This window comes from Cellvibrio mixtus subsp. mixtus J3-8, assembly GCF_000766945.1.
Taxonomy (GTDB): Bacteria; Pseudomonadota; Gammaproteobacteria; order Pseudomonadales; family Cellvibrionaceae; genus Cellvibrio; species Cellvibrio mixtus_A.
Genome location: NZ_KN266212.1, coordinates 33623 through 56888 on the forward strand (window position 1 = coordinate 33623; position 23266 = coordinate 56888).

The 23266-nt window shown below is 49.5% G+C and carries 18 protein-coding genes; 9 read left to right on the forward strand and 9 right to left on the reverse strand.

Going from position 1 to position 23266, the window contains the following annotated elements; translation table 11 throughout:
* Positions 1–39 precede the first annotated feature (39 nt).
* Positions 40–4755 carry a HAMP domain-containing protein gene (locus tag A596_RS22280; RefSeq protein WP_235425770.1) on the forward strand — a complete coding sequence of 1572 codons (4716 nt, stop codon included), beginning with the start codon at positions 40–42 and terminating at the stop codon, positions 4753–4755.
* A 3-nt stretch (positions 4756–4758) separates the two neighbouring features.
* Positions 4759–5586, forward strand: coding sequence for a CheR family methyltransferase (locus A596_RS17450; RefSeq protein WP_052417638.1), 828 nt, complete (start codon positions 4759–4761; stop codon positions 5584–5586).
* A gap of 49 nt (positions 5587–5635) precedes the next feature.
* On the opposite strand, the gene A596_RS17455 is transcribed toward A596_RS17450, so the two are convergent.
* Together A596_RS17455 and A596_RS17460 are read right to left on the reverse strand one after the other, a co-directional pair.
* Entirely contained in the window at positions 5636–6925 is a 1290-nt protein-coding gene (locus A596_RS17455; protein WP_052417639.1) for a sensor histidine kinase, read from the reverse strand.
* Positions 6922–7596, reverse strand: coding sequence for a response regulator transcription factor (locus tag A596_RS17460; RefSeq protein ID WP_039917214.1), 675 nt, complete (start codon positions 7594–7596; stop codon positions 6922–6924). The genes A596_RS17455 and A596_RS17460 overlap by 4 nt, the downstream gene beginning before the upstream one ends.
* Before the next feature lie 203 nt (positions 7597–7799).
* Between A596_RS17460 and A596_RS17465 the strand changes: the two genes are divergently transcribed.
* The 3 genes from A596_RS17465 to A596_RS17475 all read left to right on the forward strand — a co-directional run bounded on the left by A596_RS17465 (position 7800) and on the right by A596_RS17475 (position 9410).
* On the forward strand, positions 7800–8069 hold the full coding sequence (locus A596_RS17465) for a PepSY domain-containing protein (RefSeq protein WP_039917215.1): 270 nt from the start codon (positions 7800–7802) through the stop codon (positions 8067–8069).
* A 5-nt stretch (positions 8070–8074) separates the two neighbouring features.
* Complete coding sequence (locus tag A596_RS17470) at positions 8075–8599, forward strand: cytochrome b/b6 domain-containing protein (protein WP_235425771.1); 525 nt, start codon at positions 8075–8077, stop codon at positions 8597–8599.
* 415 nt (positions 8600–9014) lie between these two features.
* Complete coding sequence (locus A596_RS17475; RefSeq protein ID WP_160280170.1) at positions 9015–9410, forward strand: DUF1353 domain-containing protein; 396 nt, start codon at positions 9015–9017, stop codon at positions 9408–9410.
* 67 nt (positions 9411–9477) lie between these two features.
* Here A596_RS17475 and A596_RS17480 read toward each other — a convergent pair whose 3' ends face one another.
* The 3 genes from A596_RS17480 to A596_RS17490 form a co-directional block, all read right to left on the reverse strand.
* The gene (locus tag A596_RS17480) at positions 9478–10590 is read right to left on the reverse strand and encodes a DNA topoisomerase IB (protein WP_039917220.1); all 1113 of its coding nucleotides are present in this window, start codon (positions 10588–10590) and stop codon (positions 9478–9480) included.
* Positions 10566–10982 carry a hypothetical protein gene (locus tag A596_RS17485; RefSeq protein ID WP_200882962.1) on the reverse strand — a complete coding sequence of 139 codons (417 nt, stop codon included), beginning with the start codon at positions 10980–10982 and terminating at the stop codon, positions 10566–10568. The genes A596_RS17480 and A596_RS17485 overlap by 25 nt, the downstream gene beginning before the upstream one ends.
* A 168-nt stretch (positions 10983–11150) precedes the next feature.
* Positions 11151–11528, reverse strand: a complete 378-nt coding sequence (locus A596_RS17490; RefSeq protein WP_039917222.1) for a GFA family protein — start codon at positions 11526–11528, stop codon at positions 11151–11153.
* Positions 11529–11705: 177 nt separating this feature from the next.
* On the opposite strand from A596_RS17490, the gene A596_RS17495 reads away from it, so the two are divergent.
* The 3 genes from A596_RS17495 to A596_RS17505 all read left to right on the forward strand — a co-directional run bounded on the left by A596_RS17495 (position 11706) and on the right by A596_RS17505 (position 13034).
* Positions 11706–12263, forward strand: a complete 558-nt coding sequence (locus tag A596_RS17495; RefSeq protein ID WP_039917224.1) for a pyridoxamine 5'-phosphate oxidase family protein — start codon at positions 11706–11708, stop codon at positions 12261–12263.
* 45 nt (positions 12264–12308) lie between these two features.
* Complete coding sequence (locus A596_RS17500) at positions 12309–12758, forward strand: YybH family protein (protein WP_039917225.1); 450 nt, start codon at positions 12309–12311, stop codon at positions 12756–12758.
* A gap of 81 nt (positions 12759–12839) precedes the next feature.
* Positions 12840–13034, forward strand: coding sequence for a hypothetical protein (locus A596_RS17505; protein ID WP_039917227.1), 195 nt, complete (start codon positions 12840–12842; stop codon positions 13032–13034).
* 87 nt (positions 13035–13121) lie between these two features.
* Here A596_RS17505 and A596_RS17510 read toward each other — a convergent pair whose 3' ends face one another.
* The 3 genes from A596_RS17510 to A596_RS22285 all read right to left on the reverse strand — a co-directional run bounded on the left by A596_RS17510 (position 13122) and on the right by A596_RS22285 (position 21118).
* Positions 13122–13739 (reverse strand): PEP-CTERM sorting domain-containing protein, encoded by a 618-nt coding sequence (locus tag A596_RS17510; protein ID WP_039917530.1) that lies wholly within the window; start codon positions 13737–13739, stop codon positions 13122–13124.
* A 289-nt stretch (positions 13740–14028) separates the two neighbouring features.
* Complete coding sequence (locus tag A596_RS17515; protein ID WP_039917229.1) at positions 14029–17628, reverse strand: discoidin domain-containing protein; 3600 nt, start codon at positions 17626–17628, stop codon at positions 14029–14031.
* A gap of 283 nt (positions 17629–17911) precedes the next feature.
* Positions 17912–21118, reverse strand: a complete 3207-nt coding sequence (locus tag A596_RS22285; RefSeq protein ID WP_052417640.1) for a discoidin domain-containing protein — start codon at positions 21116–21118, stop codon at positions 17912–17914.
* A gap of 247 nt (positions 21119–21365) precedes the next feature.
* Between A596_RS22285 and A596_RS17525 the strand changes: the two genes are divergently transcribed.
* On the forward strand, positions 21366–22556 hold the full coding sequence (locus A596_RS17525) for a helix-turn-helix domain-containing protein (RefSeq protein WP_039917230.1): 1191 nt from the start codon (positions 21366–21368) through the stop codon (positions 22554–22556).
* A 7-nt stretch (positions 22557–22563) separates the two neighbouring features.
* Here the strand turns inward: A596_RS17525 and A596_RS17530 are convergent, their stop codons facing one another.
* Positions 22564–23043: a prephenate dehydrogenase dimerization domain-containing protein gene (locus tag A596_RS17530; RefSeq protein ID WP_039917232.1), complete on the reverse strand. Its 480-nt coding sequence runs from the start codon at positions 23041–23043 to the stop codon at positions 22564–22566.
* Positions 23044–23266 lie beyond the last annotated feature (223 nt).

Below are 23266 nucleotides of genomic sequence, written 5' to 3' on the forward strand. Positions count from 1 at the left end.
AACTCATTCGCGTCAGAAGTAACGCGCGTGGCGAGGGAGGTGGGAACAGAAGGAAAACTTGGCGGGCAGGCACAGGTAAAAGGTGTGGGGGGTACCTGGAAAGACCTTACCGATAACGTGAACTTCATGGCATCGAACCTGACTGGCCAGGTAAGAAATATTGCCGATGTAACCACAGCGGTAGCGCGCGGTGATCTATCAAAAAAAATCACCGTGGATGTAAAAGGTGAAATCCTTGAATTGAAAGACACCATCAACGTGATGGTGGATCAGCTTTCATCATTTGCGTCGGAAGTAACCCGCGTGGCGCGGGAGGTGGGAACAGAAGGAAAGTTGGGCGGGCAAGCAAACGTATCCGGGGTCGCAGGGACGTGGAAAGATTTGACCGACTCGGTGAATTCCATGGCCGGTAATCTCACCGATCAGGTGCGCAACATCGCTGAAGTAACCACGGCGGTGGCAAATGGTGACCTCTCCAAAAAAATTACGGTTGATGTAAAAGGCGAAATCTTCGAATTAAAAAATACCATCAACGTGATGGTGGACCAGCTCAACTCGTTTGCATCGGAAGTAACGCGTGTAGCGCGTGAAGTGGGAACGGAAGGAAAACTCGGCGGACAGGCGCAAGTAAAAGGGGTGGGCGGTACCTGGAAAGACCTCACCGATAACGTGAATTTCATGGCATCCAACCTGACCGGCCAGGTCAGAAATATTGCCGACGTAACCACGGCGGTAGCGCGTGGCGACTTGTCGAAAAAAATCACCGCGGATGCGAAAGGCGAAATTCTCGAATTAAAAGACACTATCAACGTGATGGTGGACCAGCTTTCATCATTTGCCTCGGAGGTAACGCGCGTTGCGCGCGAAGTGGGAACCGAAGGAAAGCTCGGTGGGCAAGCCAACGTATCGGGTGTTGCTGGAACCTGGAAGGATTTGACCGACTCGGTAAACTCCATGGCCGGCAACCTCACCTCGCAAGTGCGTAACATCGCTGACGTGACCACCGCAGTGGCGAACGGCGACCTCTCCAAGAAAATTTCTGCGGATGCAAAAGGTGAAATCCTGCAATTAAAAGACACTATTAACACCATGGTGGATCAGCTGCGTTCATTTGCATCAGAGGTGACACGTGTAGCGCGTGAGGTAGGTACTGAAGGCCGCCTCGGTGGTCAGGCAAATGTGCCGGGTGCATCAGGCACCTGGAAGGATCTCACCGATAATGTGAACTTCATGGCTTCCAACCTGACGGACCAGGTGCGCAATATCGCGGCGGTAACGACAGCGGTAGCAAACGGTGATCTCTCTAAAAAAATTACTGTGGATGTAAAAGGCGAAATCCTGCAATTGAAAGACACCATCAACGTGATGGTGGACCAATTGTCATCATTCGCATCAGAAGTAACCCGTGTTGCGCGGGAAGTGGGAACCGAAGGAAAGCTCGGTGGCCAGGCACAAGTGGAAGGTGCGGCGGGAACCTGGAAAGACCTTACCGATAACGTAAACTTTATGGCTGCCAACCTGACAGCACAGGTGCGTGGTATCGCCGGGGTTGTAACTGCGGTAGCGAATGGCGATCTCAAGAAAAAACTAACGGTAGCTGCACAAGGTGAAATTGCAGCGCTTGCAAATACCATTAACGAAATGACAGATACGCTCGCGGTATTTGCCGACCAGGCAACAACTGTAGCGCGTGAAGTGGGGGTGGAAGGAAAACTCGGTGGACAAGCGAGCGTGCCGGGCGCAGCGGGAACCTGGAAAGATTTAACCGAAAACGTAAACCAACTCGCGGCAAACCTTTCCACGCAAGTGCGCGCAATTGCGGAAGTGGCAACGGCAGTAACGCGCGGTGACTTGTCGCGTTCGATTCAAGTGGAAGCGCGCGGTGAAGTGTCGGATCTGAAAGACAACATCAACGAGATGATCCGCAACCTTAAAGAAACCACGCAAAAAAATGCGCAGCAAGATTGGCTCAAAACCAACCTCGCGCGCTTCACGCGCTTGTTGCAAGGCCAACGCGAATTGGAAACCGTAACTTCATTAATACTGTCCGAGTTAGCGCCGCTGGTGAGCGCGCATCACGGCATGTTTTACATGATGGATGCGCATAACAAAGATTCGCGCCTGCATATGATCGCCAGCTACGGTTATCGTTTTAATCAGAAATTACCCACATCGTTTTTACCCGGTGAAGGTTTGGTCGGACAATGCGCGAAAGAAAAAGCGCGTATCTGGTTAACCGATGTGCCCAGCGATTACATTCGCGTATCGTCCGGGTTGGGTTCGGCAGCGCCCAACAATATTGTGATTCTGCCAATCCTGTTTGAACAGCAAGTGAAAGCCGTCATCGAGATTGCGTCACTTGATCTTTTTACCGAAACCCATTTGTCATTCCTCGATCAATTGATGGAATCCATTGGTGTGGTTTTGAATACCATCGAAACTAACAGCCGCACGGAAAGTTTGTTGACCCAATCGCAATCACTCGCGCAGGAATTACAACAAACCAACCAGGAACTCGCGGAAAAAGCGCGTTTGTTATCAGAACAAAATATCGAAGTGGAGCGCAAAAATACCGAAGTGGAACAAGCGAAAATGGAACTGGAAGAAAAAGCCAGCCAGCTTGCGCTCTCTTCCAAATATAAATCTGAATTCCTTGCGAACATGTCGCATGAATTGCGCACACCGTTAAACAGTTTACTGATTCTCGCGCAGCAATTGAGCGATAACCCCAACGGCAACCTGTCTGATAAACAGGTGGAATACGCGCGTACTATCCACGGGTCCGGCAGCGATTTATTAACGCTGATTAATGACATCCTCGATCTGTCCAAAATCGAGTCGGGAACCGTTACCCTGGAAATCAGTGAATATCGCTTCCAGGCCATTCGCAATTATGTGGAGCGCACCTTCCGCCATATGGCTGAAGCGAAACAACTCGAGTTCTCCATTGAACTTGACCCCTCATTGCCCCAATCGCTGAAAACTGACACCACGCGCTTGCAACAAATCCTTAAAAATTTATTGTCCAACGCGTTCAAGTTTACATCGCGTGGCCGCGTAACCCTGAGCATCAGTTTGATCCATACCGGTTGGACGGTTGATCACCCCACACTATCGCAAGCTGACGCAGTGCTCGGGTTTGCCGTAAGCGATTCCGGTGTCGGTATCGCGGCCGATAAACTGCAATTAATTTTTGAAGCCTTCCAGCAAGCGGATGGCAGTACCGCGCGTCGTTATGGCGGCACCGGTTTGGGATTATCCATCAGCCGTGAACTGGCGCGATTGCTCGGTGGTGAAATCCGTGTGGAAAGTGAAGTGGACAGCGGCAGTACCTTTACATTGTTCCTGCCGTACCAGCGCGGAACAGGCTTGAACCCGCTCACTGCAATGTCCAATTCATTGCATGTGCCCGCGCTGCCACCGAATGTGATTTACGCGCGTACTGCTAAAACCCAACCGGTTGCCGATGCTGAATCCATTGAACAAAAAAATACTGCTGTGCTCGCGGGCGTAAATTCTGAAGATGGTTTTGATGATCGTGCGCTTACCGCTGAAGGTGATCCGGCGGTGCTGATTGTAGAAGATGATGAAGCGCGCGCGCGATTATTATTGCAAGCCGCACGCGAGCAAAACTTCAAAGGGATTGTGACCTTAACAGGCGATGCGGTTTTGACATTGGCGCGCGATTATTTACCTTCCGCAATTTTATTAAAATTGCAATTAAATGATGCCGACGGTTTTATCATTCTGGAACGGTTGAAGCGCGACCCGGCGACGCGCCATATCCCGGTCCATGCGATTTCAACATCACCTGCCGCTGAACTCGCGTTACAGGATGATGAACGTCAAAAAGCTATTAGCCTTGGTGCAACATCTTATATTTCCGAGCCGGTCACTAATGAGCGGTTGCAAGAGGAATTCTTGCGTATCCAGCGCTATTTACACCGCGAAAAACGTAACTTGCTGGTAGTGGAAGATGATGAGGTGCAACGCAATAACATTGTCGAACTGATCGGTACCGGCGATGTCAGTATCATTGCAGTAGGCAACGGTGCTGATGCCCTTAATGCATTGTCCTCAACCCATTTTGATTGTGTGGTGCTTGATTTAACCTTGCCGGACATGAGTGGTTTCGATGTGATTGACAGCATGGCCAAACACGATGCAATGCGCGATGTCCCGGTTGTGGTATACACCGCAAAAGATCTTAGCCGTAAAGAAATCACCAAATTAAAACGCGTAGGCAAAACCATTGTTGTTAAAGATGCGCGTTCGCCCGAACGCCTGCTCAATGAAACCTCATTGTTTTTACACCGCGCCCATGCCAGTATGCCTGAACCACAGCGCCGGATGATAGAAGCCATTCGTGATGCCGATAGCGGTCTGGCCGGCAGAAAAGTATTAATTGTCGACGACGACTTGCGCAATATTTTTGCGTTAAGTTCCGTGCTGGAACGGCAAAATATGAAAGTGTTGTTTGCTGAAAACGGGCGCGATGGAATTGAAGTGCTTGAAAAAGACCCTGAAATCGAAATTGTGTTGATGGATATCATGATGCCGGAAATGGATGGCTACGATACCATGCGCGCAATCCGCCATATCCCGCGTTTTAAATCCTTGCCAATTATTACACTCACCGCCAAGGCGATGAAAGGTGATCGGGATAAATGTATCGCAGCGGGGGCGTCGGATTACATCACCAAGCCCGTTGATATCCCGCAATTATTATCGCTAATGCGCGTATGGTTGCATTAATTTATGGGATTCGCGAAAGCGCTTGAGGCGTTGGAAATCAATTTATTATTGGAGGCGATCTTCCAACGCTTCGGCAATGATTTTCGCCATCACAACAAGGACATTATTCGCCCCAAGTTGCGCGCTTTTATGGATATCCATTCCATTGCTACGCTATCGGCATTACAAGATAAAATCCTCCATGATAATTCTTTTATCGAGCCGTTGTTGTGCGCGCTGGATGCGCGTTCTTCCGCTTTATTTGCCCAGCCGGAGCAACTATTGAAAATGCGCAAATTGATGGTTCCCTGGTTGCGCTCTTATCCGGCCCCTAAAATCTGGATCGCAGAATGTGTGGCTGCAGAAGATGTTTTTGGCCTGGCAATTCTTTTGCTGGAAGAAAACCTGCACCACAAAACAGATTTATATGTAACTGGCCCCAATGCCAGCCTTCTCGCCGAAGCACAACAAGGAAAATTTTCGGCAGAATTGTTTGCACACTACGAAAAAAATTATTATGAAGCTGGTGGCACCGGTACATTGGCAAGCTATTGCACCCGAATCGGCGATGTATTTTTGTTTAACCCGGAGTTGGGGCGCAATATCAGTTGGATGCAATACAACCTGGGCACTGACGCATCATTTAATGAGTTCGAAGCAATTGTTTGCTGCGGTGGACTATCGGATTTCACTTTGTATCTGCGGCATCGCGCACTAAAAGTCTTTTATGATAGCCAGCCGGTATTTGGCATGCTGATGGTTGCCGGTGAATATCCACTGGAAATAATGTCACTGGTTTCCCGTTATAAAGTCATTTCTGAAAAATACGGTATTTACCAGCGAGAACCCTAAGCCTGCGCTCGATAGGCCTGTAAACCAGGTAGATATGTATTTGATGTTGTTAAGAAAATGTAATCGAAAAAGAGACTGTTTCAGTATCGGTGGTAAAGGATAGATTCCAGTTGCAGTGCGTACAAAGCCTGCCGATCAACTCCAGCCCCAATCCCCCGCCATTGCGCCCCTGTTTCCTGGCAAGGCGACTATAAAGTTCACTGATTTCCTTCATTGTCAGCTCGTTGTTTCTATTCTTGATAGTGACCGTTGAGTTTTGTTCCAGCAGAATAAAAATCTCACCGCCATGTGAATGTTCAATGGCATTGCGCAGCAGGTTTCCAAGTGCACACTTTACCATTTGCAACGGTGCAAAAATTTCTACGGCCGGCATTGCTGCCAGTACTATATTCACGTTTTTATTTGTTGCAAAAAACGCATATTCGCCAGCTATTTCTATTAATACTTTATCGAGGAAAATTAGTTCACTGCTTTCCTGTACGCGTGCAGGATCCTTCGCCAGCACTAATAGCAAGGTAATCATTTCATTCACATTGCCAATGGCATCCTGAATGCGAAACAGGCGATTCCTGGTGGTGTCTGATAAGCTGTTATCGTCGAGGGACAGCTTTACCACGCCATCGATAACTGACAATGGTGTGCGTAATTCGTGGCTTGCCATATTAATAAAATCGCGTTCCCGTTCGATAAAACGTTCATTTTTTCCGAGATACATATTCATTGCATCGGCAATGATTTCCAATTCGATGGTTGAATTTTGCGGGACATGTATTTTCTGGTTTTTTTTGTCCGGTGTTAATTCCTGGATTTGCCGGGCAACATCTTTTAATGGCCTGACTAGCCATCCCGATGCCCAGGCAATAAATATGCATAAGATAAAACTCACTGTTCCCGCCATAAGGTAGACGGTGTTTTGTACTTGTTGCTCGTTTTTTTCCAGGTCATCTATGTGAATGAGTAAGGCGATTTTTTTTCCTTCAACTTCCCTGATCATAATAACCTGCATTTTCCCTTCAAAAATAAATTCGTCGTATAGCCCGGGTGTGAGTTTATTCAGGGAGGCATGATGTTCATTGCGCGGATCCAGGATAAACATCGCAATTGCATCATTGTTTGGCCATTCGTAGTGTGGATCACTGGCACGGCGTTTAATCAGGTAATCCATTTCGCTATTTAATGACGAATTCCACACCAGTTCTTCCGCGCGCTCATTAACCACAAAATCGTTTGCTAGGATACCGAGTGTCAAGATGGCGAGATAACTGATTAAACCCAGGACTATCCTGCTGCGCAAACTGCGGCGTTGGTGTAGTTTGCGCGATAAAAAATCCAATTTCATAATTCCGCCAGACGGTAACCGACACGGGGGAGCGTATGAATAAGCTTGTTGGAAAAAGGTGCATCAATTTTACGGCGTAGATCGTGAATATACGCCCGCAACCGGTCACTTTCCGGCGGGCTATCACCCCAAATGCATTCACCCAGTTGGCTGTGGCTGACAATTGATGGGCTCGCTTCCATCAATGTCCGCAATAATTTTTTATAGATTGGATAGAGATTTATTGTTTGGCCAGCGCGTGTGACTTCCATGGTGGACAGGTCAAAACTGAGATCTGCAATTTCCAATACTTTTGTCGTTGTTGTACGTTTGCTGCGCGCCATTAACGCTTCAAGGCGAACTTCCAGTTCCTGCAATTCGAATGGTTTGGTCAGGTAATCATCAGCACCGGCTTTAAAGCCGCAAATTTTATCGGGTAATTCATCGCGCGCCGTTAACATAATGATTGGCGTATCGCAGTGATATTCTTCGCGCAATTCTTTCAATAATTGAAAACCATCCAGTTTGGGAAGGTTCCAGTCCAGGATAATGCCATCGTAATGTTGGGTTGTTGCGAGCCATTTTCCCACCAGCCCATCAGGTGCTGCATCCAGGATATGTCCCTTACCTTCGAAGTAATCAAATAAATTTGCTACTAAATTTTGATTGTCTTCGACGATAAGTAATTTCATGGGGTGTAGATCCATAGGGCGAATGTTTAACGGCAGGTGTAGTGACTGTGGCGCGTACAAAATGGCGCGGACAGAATAAGGACATAATGCCCTATACAATCCGGGGTTAATCATTCTGGTTATGCGCAGGCATCAAAATATCATTGATGTGGGTGGCGTAAGTCAAGAAATCGATTAACTTCATACTATCAAGGAAACTCACTATGCGTAATTTACTATTGCTTGCTGTGGTATCTCTATATAGCTCAGGTGTTTTGGCTGGCCCTGAGTGCACGACTACTGATAGTGCCACGTGGCTGGATAAAGCCAAATTCCAGGAAGATTTGAAAGCCCAGGGGTATGAGATCAAAGTATTCAAGGTCACGGACGGCAATTGCTACGAAATCTATGGCTGGAATAAAGATAAGAAAAAAGTAGAAATTTATTTTGATCCGGTGTCCGGCAAACCGGTTAAAGAAGAAGTCAAAGAGTAATTCCCGTGCACACCGAAAAATTATGGGACCCGCTAATCCGGATTTTCCATTGGTCTATTGCGGCTATTTTTGTCGCCAATTATTTTTTTAACGAGGCCGGTGATGATTGGCACCAGTGGTTAGGCTATATCGCAGTAGCCTGGTTGCTGGTGCGGTTCTTGTGGGGATTTTTCGGTAAAGGTGCGGCACGTTGGTCTGATTTTTTTCCGACCCGTGCCAACCTTGCACAACACATCACTGCGTTGGTGAAGGGCGAACACTATCATCGGCGCGGGCACTCGCCCTTGGGCGGATTGGTAATGATTTTAATGATGTTATGCATATTATTGCTTGGTATCACCGGTTTTATGATGAGTGAGATCGATTATTTTTGGGGTGAGGATTGGGTGAATAATTTGCATGACTGGATCGCCAATTCATTATTGGCTCTGGTACTCGTACATATAAGTGCGGCATTGTTTGAGAGTTATCGCTTAAAGGAAAATCTTCCGCTGTCGATGATTACGGGCAACCGCCGGGTTGAAAAATAAGGAATCCGGTCATCGCGTACCCATCGATTCCCTGAATTATTTCCATCCACCCACTTCTTTTGCATTTTATGGCTTTATTGTTTTTTTCCGCGATAAAGCCAGCACTACATCAATCCTTTCCGTGAACACCACTTCACTTTTTGGCTGAGCCTTCGAATGTTGGCTTATTTTATGCTCTGTCCTCCTCATCAATAGGGTAAAGCTGCTAAATCCGGTTTATTAAAACTTTATTTATTAAGTCGCGCCATTTTTATATCCGTAACAACAGAAAAAACGTTATAAACGGCGAATTTGGCTGCAAATCGCGATTGTATTAGCGTGAAAAATTTTCAATGAAACGTAAATTCGATAACTCTGGAAGCCAATTACTGGAATATTTATCATGATAAGAATGATTTCCGAATCGCAAGTTTCCATGAAGAAAATTGAATTGGCTGAGATGATTCCACCGGCCTCTGCATTTCAAAAAGATGACACATGGCTGGCCACCGAAAAAACACGCTACTGTGTCGAGTTAAAAAGCCAATGGGTTATCGCTGAAGTTCCCAAAGGTTTTAGCGTGGAATTTAGTGCAATAACCTATGATTTTCCTTTAATAAAGAAATGGATAAACCAGCGTACAATCGTGGCAGCTATTTTCCATCATGTTTTATACATCGAGGGCTATGAGCGCAAAATAGCAGATGCTGCTTTTTTGCGTGCGATGAAACTGGAAGGTGTAAGGGTCTACCATCGTTATCCCCTTTACTGGTCCGCGCGATTGTTTGGCGGTTTTAAATACCTGGCCGTTTTAAAGCACAATATGGCTTAGGCCTTACGGGTAAGTTTTCCTGCTATTTCTTCTCGCTTCATTGGAATGTAATTGTTGATAATGTAGATCAACGATGAACTGACACGGAAGGTTGTTGCTGCTCAATAATATGCAGGAGTAATTTTTCTTCTTGCATAAGGCGCAGCTTGCCAAGCGATTTTTTTATATTGGTAGACTTTGAAAAATATTCATGGAGCTTATTGCTTTCACATAATTCCAGGATGACAGGATGTACATAATATTTTTTGCAAACAGCGCGCGTATTACCAAGATGCGCTGCTACTTCATCCAACACATTAATAATGTTCTGTTTTAGTTGCGTTTTTGTTTCTGCCACTGCCAGTGCCTGAAACGCACCCAGGGCTTTGACTGTGCCAATCCAGGTACGAAAATCTTTAGTGGTGAAATCCTTGCCGGTAATCGATTTTAAATAATCGTTAACCATGCCTGAATCAATCGCCTTGTGATTGCCATCCTCATCGTAATACTGGAATAGCTCTTTGCCGGGTATGTCGCGGCATTGTTTGATAATCCTGGCTAATTTTTTATTTTTTAAACTGATATTGTGGGCGACTCCTTTTTTTCCTTTGAAGACAAACCGGATATGGTCGCCGTTGATAGTGGTATGTTTGTCCTTCAGTGTTGTTAGCCCCACTGAGCCGTACAATTTTTCATAGCTGCTATTACCTACGCGAATACTGGTTTGTTCCATCAGGTAAACCACTGCGGCCAAGACTTTTTCTACCGGCAAACCGGGTTTTTCCAAGTCTTTTTTAACCTGCTGGCGAATGGCTGGGACTGTTTTGCCGAAATCGTAGAGGCGATAAAATTTGGTGGTGTTACGAAAACTATTCCATAAATTATGATAACGGTATTGTTTGCGATTCAATGTATCTACACCGGTAGCTTGCAGATGCCCATTTTCGTGTTGGCAAATCCAGACATTTTTCCACGCTGGTGGAATAACCAGTTTTTTTATTCGGTCTAATATTGCTTTATTACGTAGTTCTTTTTTGCCAAGGTAATAACAAAACCCGTTGCCCCTTTTTATTCGGCTGATTCCTGCCTGGCTATCCTGAACATAAACGAGATTAATCGCCTGCGCACTTTTCTGTGGATCGTTGAGCGCGGCGATTATTTTTTTAGCGGGTATTTTTATCGGATTAGAAGAGACTTGCATCGGGGCGATGAATCATCTTTTCCAACGCTTTGCGTTCGATTTCGATTTCTGATGAAGTGCGGAACCCTAGCCTGCGCATTATCGGCAGGGGGTGGGCACCAGCCTTGTAATGCATGTTGTAACAAGAACGCGCCTACCAGTAAGGGAATAATAAAAAATAATTTATGTACAATGAAACCGAAGATGCACGAAATAACAATTAATGTAGATGCATTGGTTTCCAGTACGCGTTCAATGTCCCATTCCCTATCGAGCTTTTTCAAGCGGGCAGGAATTTCAACGGGGTGGTTGCGGTAATAAGCAATAGAGCGCTGGGTAGCCTCTGCTATTCGCTGATTTGTTTCCCCGGATGTATGTAAAGCAACGCGATGTGTTGTATCAGGAAGTGCCATAAAATAGTCTCCTTTTCAATGTAGCTATTTCAGTAGACGCTTCCCTATTCATTAAGTTCTGGACCTGGCCCGCATGGTGAAACGCACGCGGGAAATTTTTGTTTATCCATCACTTGCCCGTATTTCGTTTCCTCCCATACGGGCTTAATTTGTTTTATAGCAGCGTGGCTAGAGGCTTTTATGGGCGATGGTGTGGGCGTGCTGTTCCCAATTCTGGCCGTCAAAATTTACTATCGTTACTGATGCCGGTTGTGGCGTTAGGCAACGTAAATTTATATCCATACCATCAGGGTTTGAGCGCGGTACATAAAAGGGTTTTATTCCGCAGGTTTTGCAAAATTTATGCTTTGCTACACCAGTGTTGAATGTATAGGTAGTGAGGTTTTCCTCGCCGCTTATTAAGCGGAAATCGCGTAGTGGCACAATTAAATGTAAGAATCCTGTCATATTGCAAATAGAACAATTGCAATTTTCAACCTCCACCGATTCTGGCGCTTCCACTTCAAATTTTATTGTGCCGCAATGGCAGCTGCCTTGGTAAATCATGATTATTTCCTCTCGTATCTCGCATGGAGTGTAACGCAATGCGGAGATCCCTCGTATTTATTTGTGATTTGTCCTGTATTTCGCCAGGCTCCACAGGACGTATGTACAGGGAACTTGAGCGCTGGATAGATTGTCCACAATTTAAACAGGTAGATTGCTTTGTATGAGGAGTATTCCATGGCTTCAAACAACGATGACTCAAACAACGATGACTCAAGCAACGATGAGAGTAATCGCGACAATTTACATGGCCAGGAGGCGATTCAGAAAATAAAGGATGTGGTTGATAAAACCGAAAGTTGTTTTTTCTGTACGGCAGTGACCGTGGGCGATTCCAGCGGTGCACGGCCAATGGCGGTGCGCCAGGTTGATGACGCAGGAAACCTGTGGTTTTTAAGCCCTATTGATAGCCACAAAAATGATGAAGTAAAAATTGATCCACGTGTTCGTTTGTATTTTCAAGCGTCGTCGCACTCCTATTTCCTTGAACTGAATGGCCATGCATCTATCTCCCGGGATCGCGAAAAAATTTCCGAATTGTGGGAGCCATTATTAAAAACCTGGTTTACTGAAGGTAAGGATGATCCGCGCATTACCGCAATTAAAGTGACGCCCGTAGAAGGTTATTACTGGAATACCAGGCATGGAAATATTGTGGCGGGTGCAAAAATGCTAATTGGTGCCGCCACTGGAAAACAAATGGATGATTCTGTGGAAGGAAGCCTGGATTTGTAAAATACCAGCGGGCAAGCAACTCTTAATTACCAGAGGAGAATTATTATGAGCCTCTCTGTATCAAAAAACATTTTTCAATCTGACAGAGTGAAGATTGATGCGTTGTTCGAGCAATTACACCGCGCCTATGCCACCCATAATGCCGATGGAATTGTATCTGCATATACGCGCGATGCTGTTATTTACGATTTAGCCCCGCCATTGTTCCACCGGGGGCTGGATACAAAGACCCTGGAGCAATGGCTTGCAACCTGGGACGGACCATTAGGGATGGATATGCAGGATTTTGACATTACCATTGATGAGAATCTTGCGGTCGCTACTGCGTTAAGCAAGATGCATGGCACCCAACGGGGTGAGCACCAGGAAATATGGCTGCGCACCACTTGGGCGTTGCGAAAAATCCATGGGCAGTGGTTAATTTCCCATGACCACGCTTCGGTACCTTTCTATATGGACGGTAGCTATCGTGCAGCAACTGACCTGACGCCGTAGGGTAATAAGTTTGCGTGATCCGAATCTAATTCTCCTTAACTTGAGTCCAACCTAAACAAGTGATGTTGAGGAGAGTTGAAGATGCTGACATTTATTTGCTGGTTATTGTTATGGGTGGTTTGCTGGCCGCTGGCGTTACTCGCGTTAGTGTTGTGGCCAATCATCTGGCTCATTTCCATTCCCTTCCGCATGCTCGGCATCGCTTTTGATGCCGTGTTCGCATTTTTACGTGCGTTGTTATTTCTTCCCTCGCGCATCCTCGGCGGCCGCTCGTAAATTTGTTTTAAGGACTACGTTAAAAACAAAAAAGCCGCCACAAATTGCTTTGTAGCGGCCAAGCGGGACGTTATTGCTAACGGAGGATTAATGGGTTTTGGCTCTGCGGCCGAAGGCGATAGCGGTGAGGCCGATGAGCAATAGCGCTAATGGTGATGATTCGGGAACTTTTGCAGATTCGTTGATGGTGAAATTATCCATCACAAAATGTTCTCCACCTTCACCGGGTGTTGTTGGCGAACCGCCCCAAGAGCGGAAGCTGAGTTTGTTGATACCGTTGTAATTAAAATCAAACCATTGTGCATTGGTGGTGGTGACAATAACGGTTTGGGTGAACAGCAATACATCGTTTAAAAATCCGCTGACTTCTATATTCAATCCATTGTTCCAGGCTGCGGTTAAATAGGTACCGTTGAAAGTAAATATATCGCCGGTGATGGTTGATGTCGTGGCGAAATTATTGAACGCGGCGTAATTGCCGGAAATAACGCCGGTTTCAAAACCGGTGCCGGGCAAGGTGTCTTTGTGCATATAGGCAACGCTGGTCCAGAATTCGTCGCCCCAGTTTAAACCGTGGTAGCCCGCTGCAATGGCATCGGATTCGGTTGCCGGTAAATCATCGAAGGTAATAACAGTGGCGCTAGCGGTTGCACTGAGGCCGAGTGAGAACAGCAGGGATAACGCGAGTGATTTGGTCTTGAGCATGATATGGCGTCCGTTAGTTGATATTTTTTGATTGATTTTTTTTGGAGCGTTATAGAAATCACTTCGTAGTTCGTTTGCCGTTGGGGTTTGTGTTTCGAAAACGCATAAACCCATCCATGGGGCTCCCTTTCGCCATCCATGGCTCGAGGGTTTCGAAACACAAACCCCAACGGCAAACTTGTATCGCAGTAATTTCAAAAAACCACTCGCAAAAAATCGCGAGTGGTATGTTCATTAAAAAGTAATGACCGAATAAAAATAATTGTTGCAGTAGAGTCCGGGCTATTAATTAAAGCCCGGTCAGGCGCACCTCCCAGATTGAATAACCCCATTGATTACCTGCGCTGCGCGCCGTGCCGTAAATGCGCAGGTAGCGATAGTTTCCATTCAATGAAAGTGTGTCGGTGCGAGTGCCGAAGGTGCCATCGGATTTACTTGCGATATCGGTCCAGTTGGCGTTGTCATTCGAACCTTGAATTTTGTATGCCGCTGCATTTGCCGCTTCCCAATCGATAGCGATACTGGTCAGTGTTTTGGCGCTGCCCAAGTCCAGGGTTAACCAGCCTGGATCAATCGCATGCGCAGATTCCCAACGTGTGCCACTGTTTTTATCAATTGCATTTGCGGCCGCAGTCAATGCTGTGCTTGCAGTGGCACTGACGGGCGTTAATGGACCTGCAGTAGCAACACTGGAGGAAGAACTGCTGCTGACAGTTGCGCCTTGCGCGTAGACTTTCAATTCAAAAATTGAGTAGCCCCAGGTATTTCCGCTACTGCGCACCGTTGCATAAACACGCACATAGCGATAATTGCCGCTTACGGTATGGGTATCAGTACGGTTGCCAAACGCAGCGCCGGTCACTGTTTTCAATGTGGTCCAACTGGTGCCATTGGTTGAGCCTTGCACTTCATAGTTAGCGGCGTTCGCTGCTTCCCAATCGATCACCACTTGCGTCAGCGCGCGGCTGCTGCCGAGGTCTACCATGATCCAGCTTGGGCTGACACCATGGTTGGATTCCCAGCGGGTTCCCGCATTGCCGTCTACTGCGTTGGTGGCGGGTGACATAGTGGTGCTGGCAGTAACCGGGCGACCTTGCGATACCAGGACACCGGTTGCAGGTGTACTGCTGGAGCTGACGGTTGTGGATGAAGAACTGCGGCTGCTGGATGACGCACTGCTGACCGGATTGCTGTTGCCAGTGAAAGACACGGCAATCGTGTGGCTCGCCGAAATTGCATTGAAGGTGTAGCTATTCAATGCACCGAGCGATACCCCATCCACAATCACGTTCGCCACTTGTTGACCTGCTGGCGGAGTGAAGGTGTAAGTCGCTGATTCATTGTTGTTTTTGCTGTAACGGAGTGTGCCAGCCGGGCTGATGCTGCCTGTGCCATCCAGGTTGATGGTGTAAATGCGGTGCGGTTTCAGATCCACAGCCATCAACTGTACATCGGCCACTTCAACCACTTCACCTGCCGGTGGGCGGAACCAGAAACGGAAGTTGCGTTCGTTCGCCGGTGGTACCGCCGCGAAGTTAGTGAAGCTTTCGTAAGTGCCATCGGTGTTGCTGTTGGTCCAGTTGATCAGTGTGTTATTGGCCGTGCCATATTCCGCTTTGAACTGGGCCAGGCTGCGTGGCGAGGATTTATCGCCCGCTACCAATACTTCTTTCACTTCATAGTTGGGGTCGATAATCACGCTGACCCACAGGTCCTGATTGTCCGCTACACCGGGGCGACCGCTGGCTTTGTTGCCGGTTGAGCCGTCTACAGCACGCGCCGCTGCACCCCACCATTCTGTTTCCCAGCCCGAACTTGCGCCGGAGAAATTGGTAGCGCTAATCGCCGGAACCAGTGGATCACCGGAGCCGATATAGGCGATTTCGCGGATCACTACGTCATCGATATACGTGGTCGCATTGCCCATTCCTCCGAAGAGGAAGGCGAGGCGGCCCGGGTTATCGCCGGCAGTGAAATCAATGTTGAAACTGTAGTTGGCGTTAGTGGTTCCCAATGCGATGGTTTGCAGCAAGTAAGTACCGGCTGCTGATGGGTTCAACTGGTCTTCTGACAGGCGCACTTGAATGTTACGCGGCGATTCAGCGCGTGCACGGAAGCTAACCTGATAGCGGTAGTTGCGCTTCAAGCCGAAACCCTGGGTGTGCAATTGGTAAGAGCCTGAACCGGTGCCTTGTGCGGCGGCGGTAATACGCGCTTCGCCATTAATGACGGAGTAAGCCGCGCCGGAGCCGTCATAGTTTTCACCTGCCCATCCCGCTAAACCACCGGAAAAGTTGCCGTTGCCGAGCACGTTGATGGCGCGATCCACTTGCGCCGTGCCAGCCGGTTTTGGATAGACATTGGCAACATCTTCAAAGGCTTTGAACTCAAGCAGCCAGATAGGCTCGGCTTTATCGATACGGCCTTTGGTCACCAGTTTGATGTAACGGTAAGTCTTGTTCACATCAAAGGTATGGGTTGCCCAACCCACGCTTTGCTGGTCAGACGTGAGTACGTATTCCCAGTTGCCGGAGGAGGTTTTACCGTAGATGTCGTAAGACTTTGGCAGATTCCAGGCCCATTCGATCCAGAAATATTTGATCGGCTTGTCCACACCGTAATCGATGGTGACAGAGTGGTTATTGTCGTCGCGCGGGGTGGCCCATTTGGAACCTACATAGCCGTCAGCAGCGTTTTTCGCACTGTTATCGCGATAGGCGTTATCGCCTTCTTGCAGGTAGGCGTCTGCTGTTACCGACACTGGAGCCAACCAACCTTTCAGCGAGTAGAAACCTTTGGTGTTGTTGGTTGGACGGAAAAAGCTGTATTTGCTCTCGTCGATATATTTGTGCCAGCTGTCGGTGGCTGGCAGCGGCCAGTGGGCAACATAGTCGACCAGGAAATCCGTACCGGTGCGGCCAATATTGGTGTTCATGCTCGCGGTATCGATATATTCGTATTCAGTCACACCGTTAGTCACGCGGGTGTAGCCGGTTTTGTTGGCGACGTTCGCGTTGGTGCTGAATTTGTTGTAGTTACCGACGTCCGGCCATTCCACGTGGGTGATGGCGTGGTTGAGGATCATGCGCATGGGCGTGAGGTACGGCCATGGCTGGTCGCCGCGCTCGGCTTTGGTCCAGGTATAAGTCTTCACGCCGTTGACGTAGTACTCGACGTATTCCGGGGTTTTGATCACGCCGTAAGTCACGTATTGGTCGCTTGGGCTAATGCCCAACTGTGCGTAAGTCGTGTTGTTGGGGTTGCCGCCATAGGCTGCATAAGGTGCGGACCAATGCGTTTGCGGCGCTTTGCTCGCGTTGGCACCGGTGAACTCGATGATGTCCAGCTCCTGGCAGGCAGTCCAACCCACATCCGGGAAGTTACCGAGCAGCCACCACGCAGGGAATTCACCGTTGCGCGCCGGTGGCATTTTGATGCGGGCTTCGAACTTACCGTACACAAAGGTGGATTCATCGGCAATTTGCGACTCGATCCGGCCGGCGCGGATAAACAGTGGCTTGCCCTGGCCGGCGTTACCGCCATAGTAGTCCTGGATCTGGCCGTCCATATAGCGGGCTTTCAGGTTCAGCACCTTGCCATCGCTCGCACCAGCGTCCGGCTGCCCGACGCGGAAGGTCCAGTCAGCAGCAGGGTATTCAACGTCTTGATAGTCGATATCTTCGCCGTTAACAAAGATGTTTTGCTCTACCAGCCACTTGGTGCGGTTAATGCTGACACCATCAAATTGATCGACGAAATTGGTGTTGCTATTGGGGCTTGCCCACCAGGGGTCGTTGTAGGCCGTCTGGGCACTGGCGATTTGGATGCAGGCGCTGGTTGATCCCAGCCCGAGCAGGACCAAGGCAAGCGGGTTGATTCTAGAATTCATAGTTCCTCCAGAGGAATTTATTGTTTTTACAGGAGTGGTAAACCGTCTTTTTGCGACGCCTGGCAGCCTCTCTCTCCCGAGGCCTGCCGCTTATAGCTTCCCTGGATGTAGTAGTTGCCTTGCGTGTTGGTTTTGTTACGTTGAAAAAATCACCCGGAAACCGGCACGCCGGTGCCGGGTGAAAAGCGTCATCCATCCCCGCAGGGTACGGGGCTGGAATGAGGGAGCCGCTGATCAATTAACCATAAGCCCCGGTCACTGTTGCATTGATCACCAGCCTTCTTTACCAGCCAAACACTCGTGCTTCCCAGATGGAGTAGCCCCATTGGTTGGTGGCACTGCGCGCGGTGGCATAAATGCGTACATAACGATAATTGCCGGCGATGGGCAGGGTATCGGTACGGTTGCCGAAGGTGCCGCCGGTTCTGTTGGCAAGGTTGGTCCAGTTGTTGTTGTCGTTCGAACCCTGGATTAAATAATCCGCTGCGTTAGCCGCTTCCCAATCGATAACAATACTGCTCAGGGCTTTCGTTGTGCCGAGGTCCAGTACCAGCCAGCTTGGATCGAGTGCATGGGCTGATTCCCAGCGGGTACCGCTGTTTTTGTCGATGGCATTCGCCGCCGGAGTCAGCGCGGTGCTGGCCGTTGCTGCAGCAATATTCAACGAGGTTGCAGGGCCTTGCGAGCTTGCAGATGAGCTGCTGGACACCGCACCCTGTGCATAGACTTTCAATTCCCAGACCGAATAACCCCATTGGTTGCCGGCGCTGCGTGCGGTAGCGTAAATGCGCACATAACGGTGGTTGCCGGTGACGGATTGGGTATCAGTGCGGGTACCAAATGCACCGCCAGTCACAGTTTTCAGTGTGGTCCAGCTGGTGCCGTTGTTGCTGCCCTGGATTTCATAGGTCGCGGCGTTAGCGGCTTCCCAATCAATCACTACCTGGCTCAACGCTTTCTGGCTGCCCAAATCGACCATGATCCAGCTTGGGTCAATCCCATGGCTTGATTCCCAACGGGTACCTGGATTGCCATCCACTGCATTGGTTGCTGGTGTCAATTGAGTGCTGGCAGTTACGGGGCGACCTTGCGATACCAGCACTAACGGGCAGTTGCCACAACCGATCACACTGGAGCTGCTACTGGTAGTAGCCACGGTTGAACTGGATGAACGCGAGCTGGTAGTTATAACCACGGAACTGGAGCTGCGCGAGCTGCTGGTTACCGCGACTGAACTTGAGCTGGTGCTTGGCACAACGACTTGCGATGAACTGCTTGAAGACGTACCCGATGTTGCCGGTGCATCCTTGTTGTACTCCATTACGCGGAAGTTATCGAAATAGTAGGTGCCGGTGCTGGCCACGCCGGGGGTGATCAGGAAGATCAATTGATCAATACCGGTGAAGGGTGCAGAGGCTTTGTTATTAGCCCAATCGCCCAATGCCGCACGGAAGTTGAAATTGAATTCCAGGGTTTCCCACTGGCCGGTTTTGGTGGTCTCGGCTTGGTAGAAGCTGTGGCGACCGACTTGCCAATCCGCCGGGGTTACTGCGCTGACTTGCAGCTCGTTTTCCAGGTTCAGGGAAATGATGGTGCCTGCGGGCGCCGTGGTGTAAACATCCACCGCAACGCGCACCATGCCGTGCTGGGCGTCCATCGCATCGCGGATTCCGGTAATATCGTTAAAGGCGAGGGTGTCGTAGGTGGCACCGGCATCGCGCACATAACGCAACACATTGGCTGAGTTGTTCACCGCGTTCGGTGCCGGGTTGGCAACCACAGTGCGCACACCGCTGGTGTAAGGCGCTGCTTTGATGGCGCCGTTGCTGGTGCCGTCAAAGTTGGCGATGGTTTGCTTTACGTTGTAGCCGTTGTCTGGCCAGACGATGCGGATGTTATCGAGGTAAAAATCGGCCGGGCGGTTGGAGCCCGCTTCCACCATCAACACCAGGTTATCGGCCTGGCTGGCGGCGATGGCGGAATCCGGCGTGCCGGTGTATCCCAACTCAACCGTGTGCCATTCGCCCGCTTTACCGATGGTGCCATTGAAGCGCGCGAGGCGACCGGTGTTGCCATCCCAACTGGGGGTAGCACTCACAACGGCGTTGTTTTCCAGGCCGCCACCAATTTCCTTGCCCAGCAGGTTGGTTGCCGAAGCAGGGTAGTAAACATCGGCAAAAATCTTGGCGCGGCCAGAGCGCAGCTCGCCCGCGTTCAGCTTGCCAAAGCCGGTCAGTTTGAGGTTATCCCAGGTTTGGCTGGCATCGCGCACATAATGCAGAACCTTGCTGGAGGTGTTAACCGCACCCGGAGCCGGGTTGTTAACAATCGCACCGGCACCAAGTGCAACGCCGTTTTGAATGTGAGCAAGCCCTAACCCACTCTCATAACCGGCGAGCAATTGGGTGCGGCCTTGTTCGATAGTGACTGGCTTGCTGACTGTCTTCAGGCTGCAACCGGTATTAAAGGTTACGTTGAAGTTGCCGGAGCGTGCCGAGTTGCCAATGGACGCTACGATTTCGCGCGTGCCCTGGCCGGAAACAATGGTTACACCCGCAGGCAATGACCAGTTGTAGCTGGCGGAAGCAGGGCCATCAACGCGGTATTTTTTGTAAGTATCACCGCGATACACATAGGTATCGCCCTCAACCGACCAGCTCGCGTCGTTCTTGTACACCGCGACGTAATCCACCTGCATCAACTGCTCGGGGCCTTCGCTGCCGTTCGGGTTACCGGCCAAAGAGCCACCCATCGCCAGGTTCAGAATTACATGGAACGGACGGTTGTAGAACGAATTCCAGTTGGAGCGGATAGGCGATGGCCCATCCAGCTTGCTGCGTGAACTGGAGATTTTGGGCACGCCATCAATCGACCAGACCATGTGGTCTTCATACCATTCCACTGCATAAGTGTGGAAATCAGTTTTGGTGCGGCCGGCTTCGGGCGCGATCAGGTTGTCGGGATTCGGCCAGCCGGTATTGCCGTTGTACGGCCAATAAGCACCGTAGTGCAGGGTGCCGAGGATATCTTCGCTGGTGTTAACGGTTTCGAGGATGTCGATCTCGCCACCTTGTGGCCAACCGTGGGAATCGCGTTGTTGTTCGCTGGTCAACATCCAGAACGCCGGCCAGGTACCGGAAGCGCTGGGCACTTTAATGCGGGCTTCGATCTTGCCGTAAGTCCAATCCTGTGCGTTTTTGGTGCGCAAGCGGGCGGAAGTCCAGCTTTTGCCTTCGTAGGCTTCGCGGATCGCTTTGATATTCAACAGGCCGCCGCTAACCCACATATTCTGCGGGCGATCCGTGTAGTACTGGAGCTCGCCGTTGCCGCCGCCGTCGCCATTGACTTCTTGCGACCAGTTGTTGCGGTCGAGTGCGGTACCGTTGAAATCGTCTCTCCAAACCTGGTTCCAGCCGCAAGTTTGGGCGAGGGGAGCCTGACTAATTAATAGCCCGAGCGGGAGCAGGCCAATGCTGGCTAGTTTTTTCATATTGTCTCTCATCTTTATTGTTAGATTTGTATTTGTTAGTGGATGCAGTCAGTCACTGCATGTTGTGCACTATTTCATCGGAGGCTAGCGGTGTGCCTCCTGTTTTTTGCACATTGTGTAAAACTGAGAAGGCCCACTTACTGAAATAGCAAAGTGGGAACTGTGGAACGGGTAATTTCAGTGATAATTTAATCGTCGGGTCAAACCACCAGTTTTCTAAAGAAGCCTTCTGGCGAGCATAAAAATAATGAAGAACCTGCTACTCAACCTCCACGAGGTGGTCATTGTCCTGACCATCATTGAAACCCTTCTTTTGTGCGTTGCGTTAGGGCTGCTGCCAGCTACTACCGGCCAGGTGCCCCGAAAGCAGCCACAGCGATTGCTCCAGGTTTTCTTTCTGCTGGTCGTCGGCACTTTGTCCACTACCCTGATTACCTGGAATGCCAGTTTCCAGTCGATGGCAATTGCCCATTACCCGATTATTCCTGCGCTCTTATCCGCCTGCTTATTGCTGCAAGGACCGGTGTTGTTTTATTACCTGCGCTCGCTGTCGCAGGCGATTAACTTCCAGCATTGGTATCACGGGGTCCACTTGCTGCCTGCAGTAGTTGCAGTGGCGGTGATTTTTGCCTATGACCTAAGCATTTACGATTGGGTACCCGACCATTGGCCGGAGTTATTGCCCGCTGACCGTATGGCGATGGCGTTTGTCTGGGCGTTATTCAAATGTTCTCCACTGGTTTACGTACTCGCCTGCTTTTACACCGAATACCGTTTGCGCCAGCAGTTGCGGCAAATGTATTCCGTGATTTCCGAGCGCGAGCTGCGCCTGGCGGACCTGGTGCTGGGGGGATTTTTTATTCACTGGCTCTGGTCGTTTGTGGCTTATTTCCTGGGGGATTATGTCAGCGGCGAGACCAATGACCTGCTGGGAATCCTCAATAACTACCTGACTGTTATCCTCATCAACGCCGTATTCCTGTTTGGCTGGCGCAATACCCGCCAGTTATTGCAGCAGGAACACATCGCCATTATGGATATCAGCAAGGATCGCTTGCAGGAGATGCCGCAGGTTGAGGAAAAGCTGCAAGCCGTGGAAAACGGCATTCGCCAGCAGCGGTTGCATCTGGACAGCCAGATTAACCTGGAACGGTTTGCGGAGCAGGTGGGGGTGAGGCCGCGCGAGCTCTCCACCATAATTAACGACCATTACCAACAGAACTTTTTTGAGTTCATTAATAGCCAGCGGGTGGAGGAAGCCAAACGTTTGTTAGCTGCGCCGGAATGTGAGGGCGATACGGTGCTCGATATCCTTTATAAATCAGGCTTTAACAGCCAGTCTGCCTTTCACCGGTTTTTCAAACGCATGGTGGGGATGACACCGTCGGAATATCGCAAGCAAGCGCATCGTTTATTGACGGCAGTCAATCCTCACTAAGTCCGGCTTAATCAAGCGAGTTCTGGCTGGCGATGCCGGCCATTTTCTCGATATAGGCCGCAAAGCTCGGGTCTTCGCCGGTCAATAACTTGGGTAATAAGGCACGGAAGTGCGGCTTGTGGCACCACTCCACAATATAGTCTTCCCAGGAGTTCCAGCGCCGGGCTTGTTTCGGGGTCATATCTTCTTCGTACAACAGCAGATACGCGCGTTCAAACAGTGATACCAGCATGCTGAAAATAATCAGCAATCGCTCTTTTTGTTCGTCGTTAAGCGTCGGGGTTTCGGTGGTGGAGAACAGCCGTAGATCGGGGTTCTCCAGGGCAATGCGCAAAAAATCCTGGTAGTTATCGGAGACCAGTTGGTAGACCTCTTCCTCCTCGTTTTCACGCTCTTTGCGCTGCTCGTACAAAAACACAAATATGGCCATGGGCAAGCCGATCACAGTCACCACGTAACTGCCAATTTCCCAAAATTCTGCGGACATGTTTCATTCCTCCTGCTCGCTAATAGAAATTCTAACAGGGCTTTGGGGAAGCGGGCGCGAACTTAGGTAAACATACTCGGGTGCGGCAAACGCAAATGCCACCCGGGGATGGTGCAACCCGGCGGGCGCCATTGTGTGCGGACGACGCTGATTCGTCGCATCCACCCGGGAAACAAAAAAGCCGCCCGAAGGCGGCAAATAGCGTTACTTATAGGAAATGGCG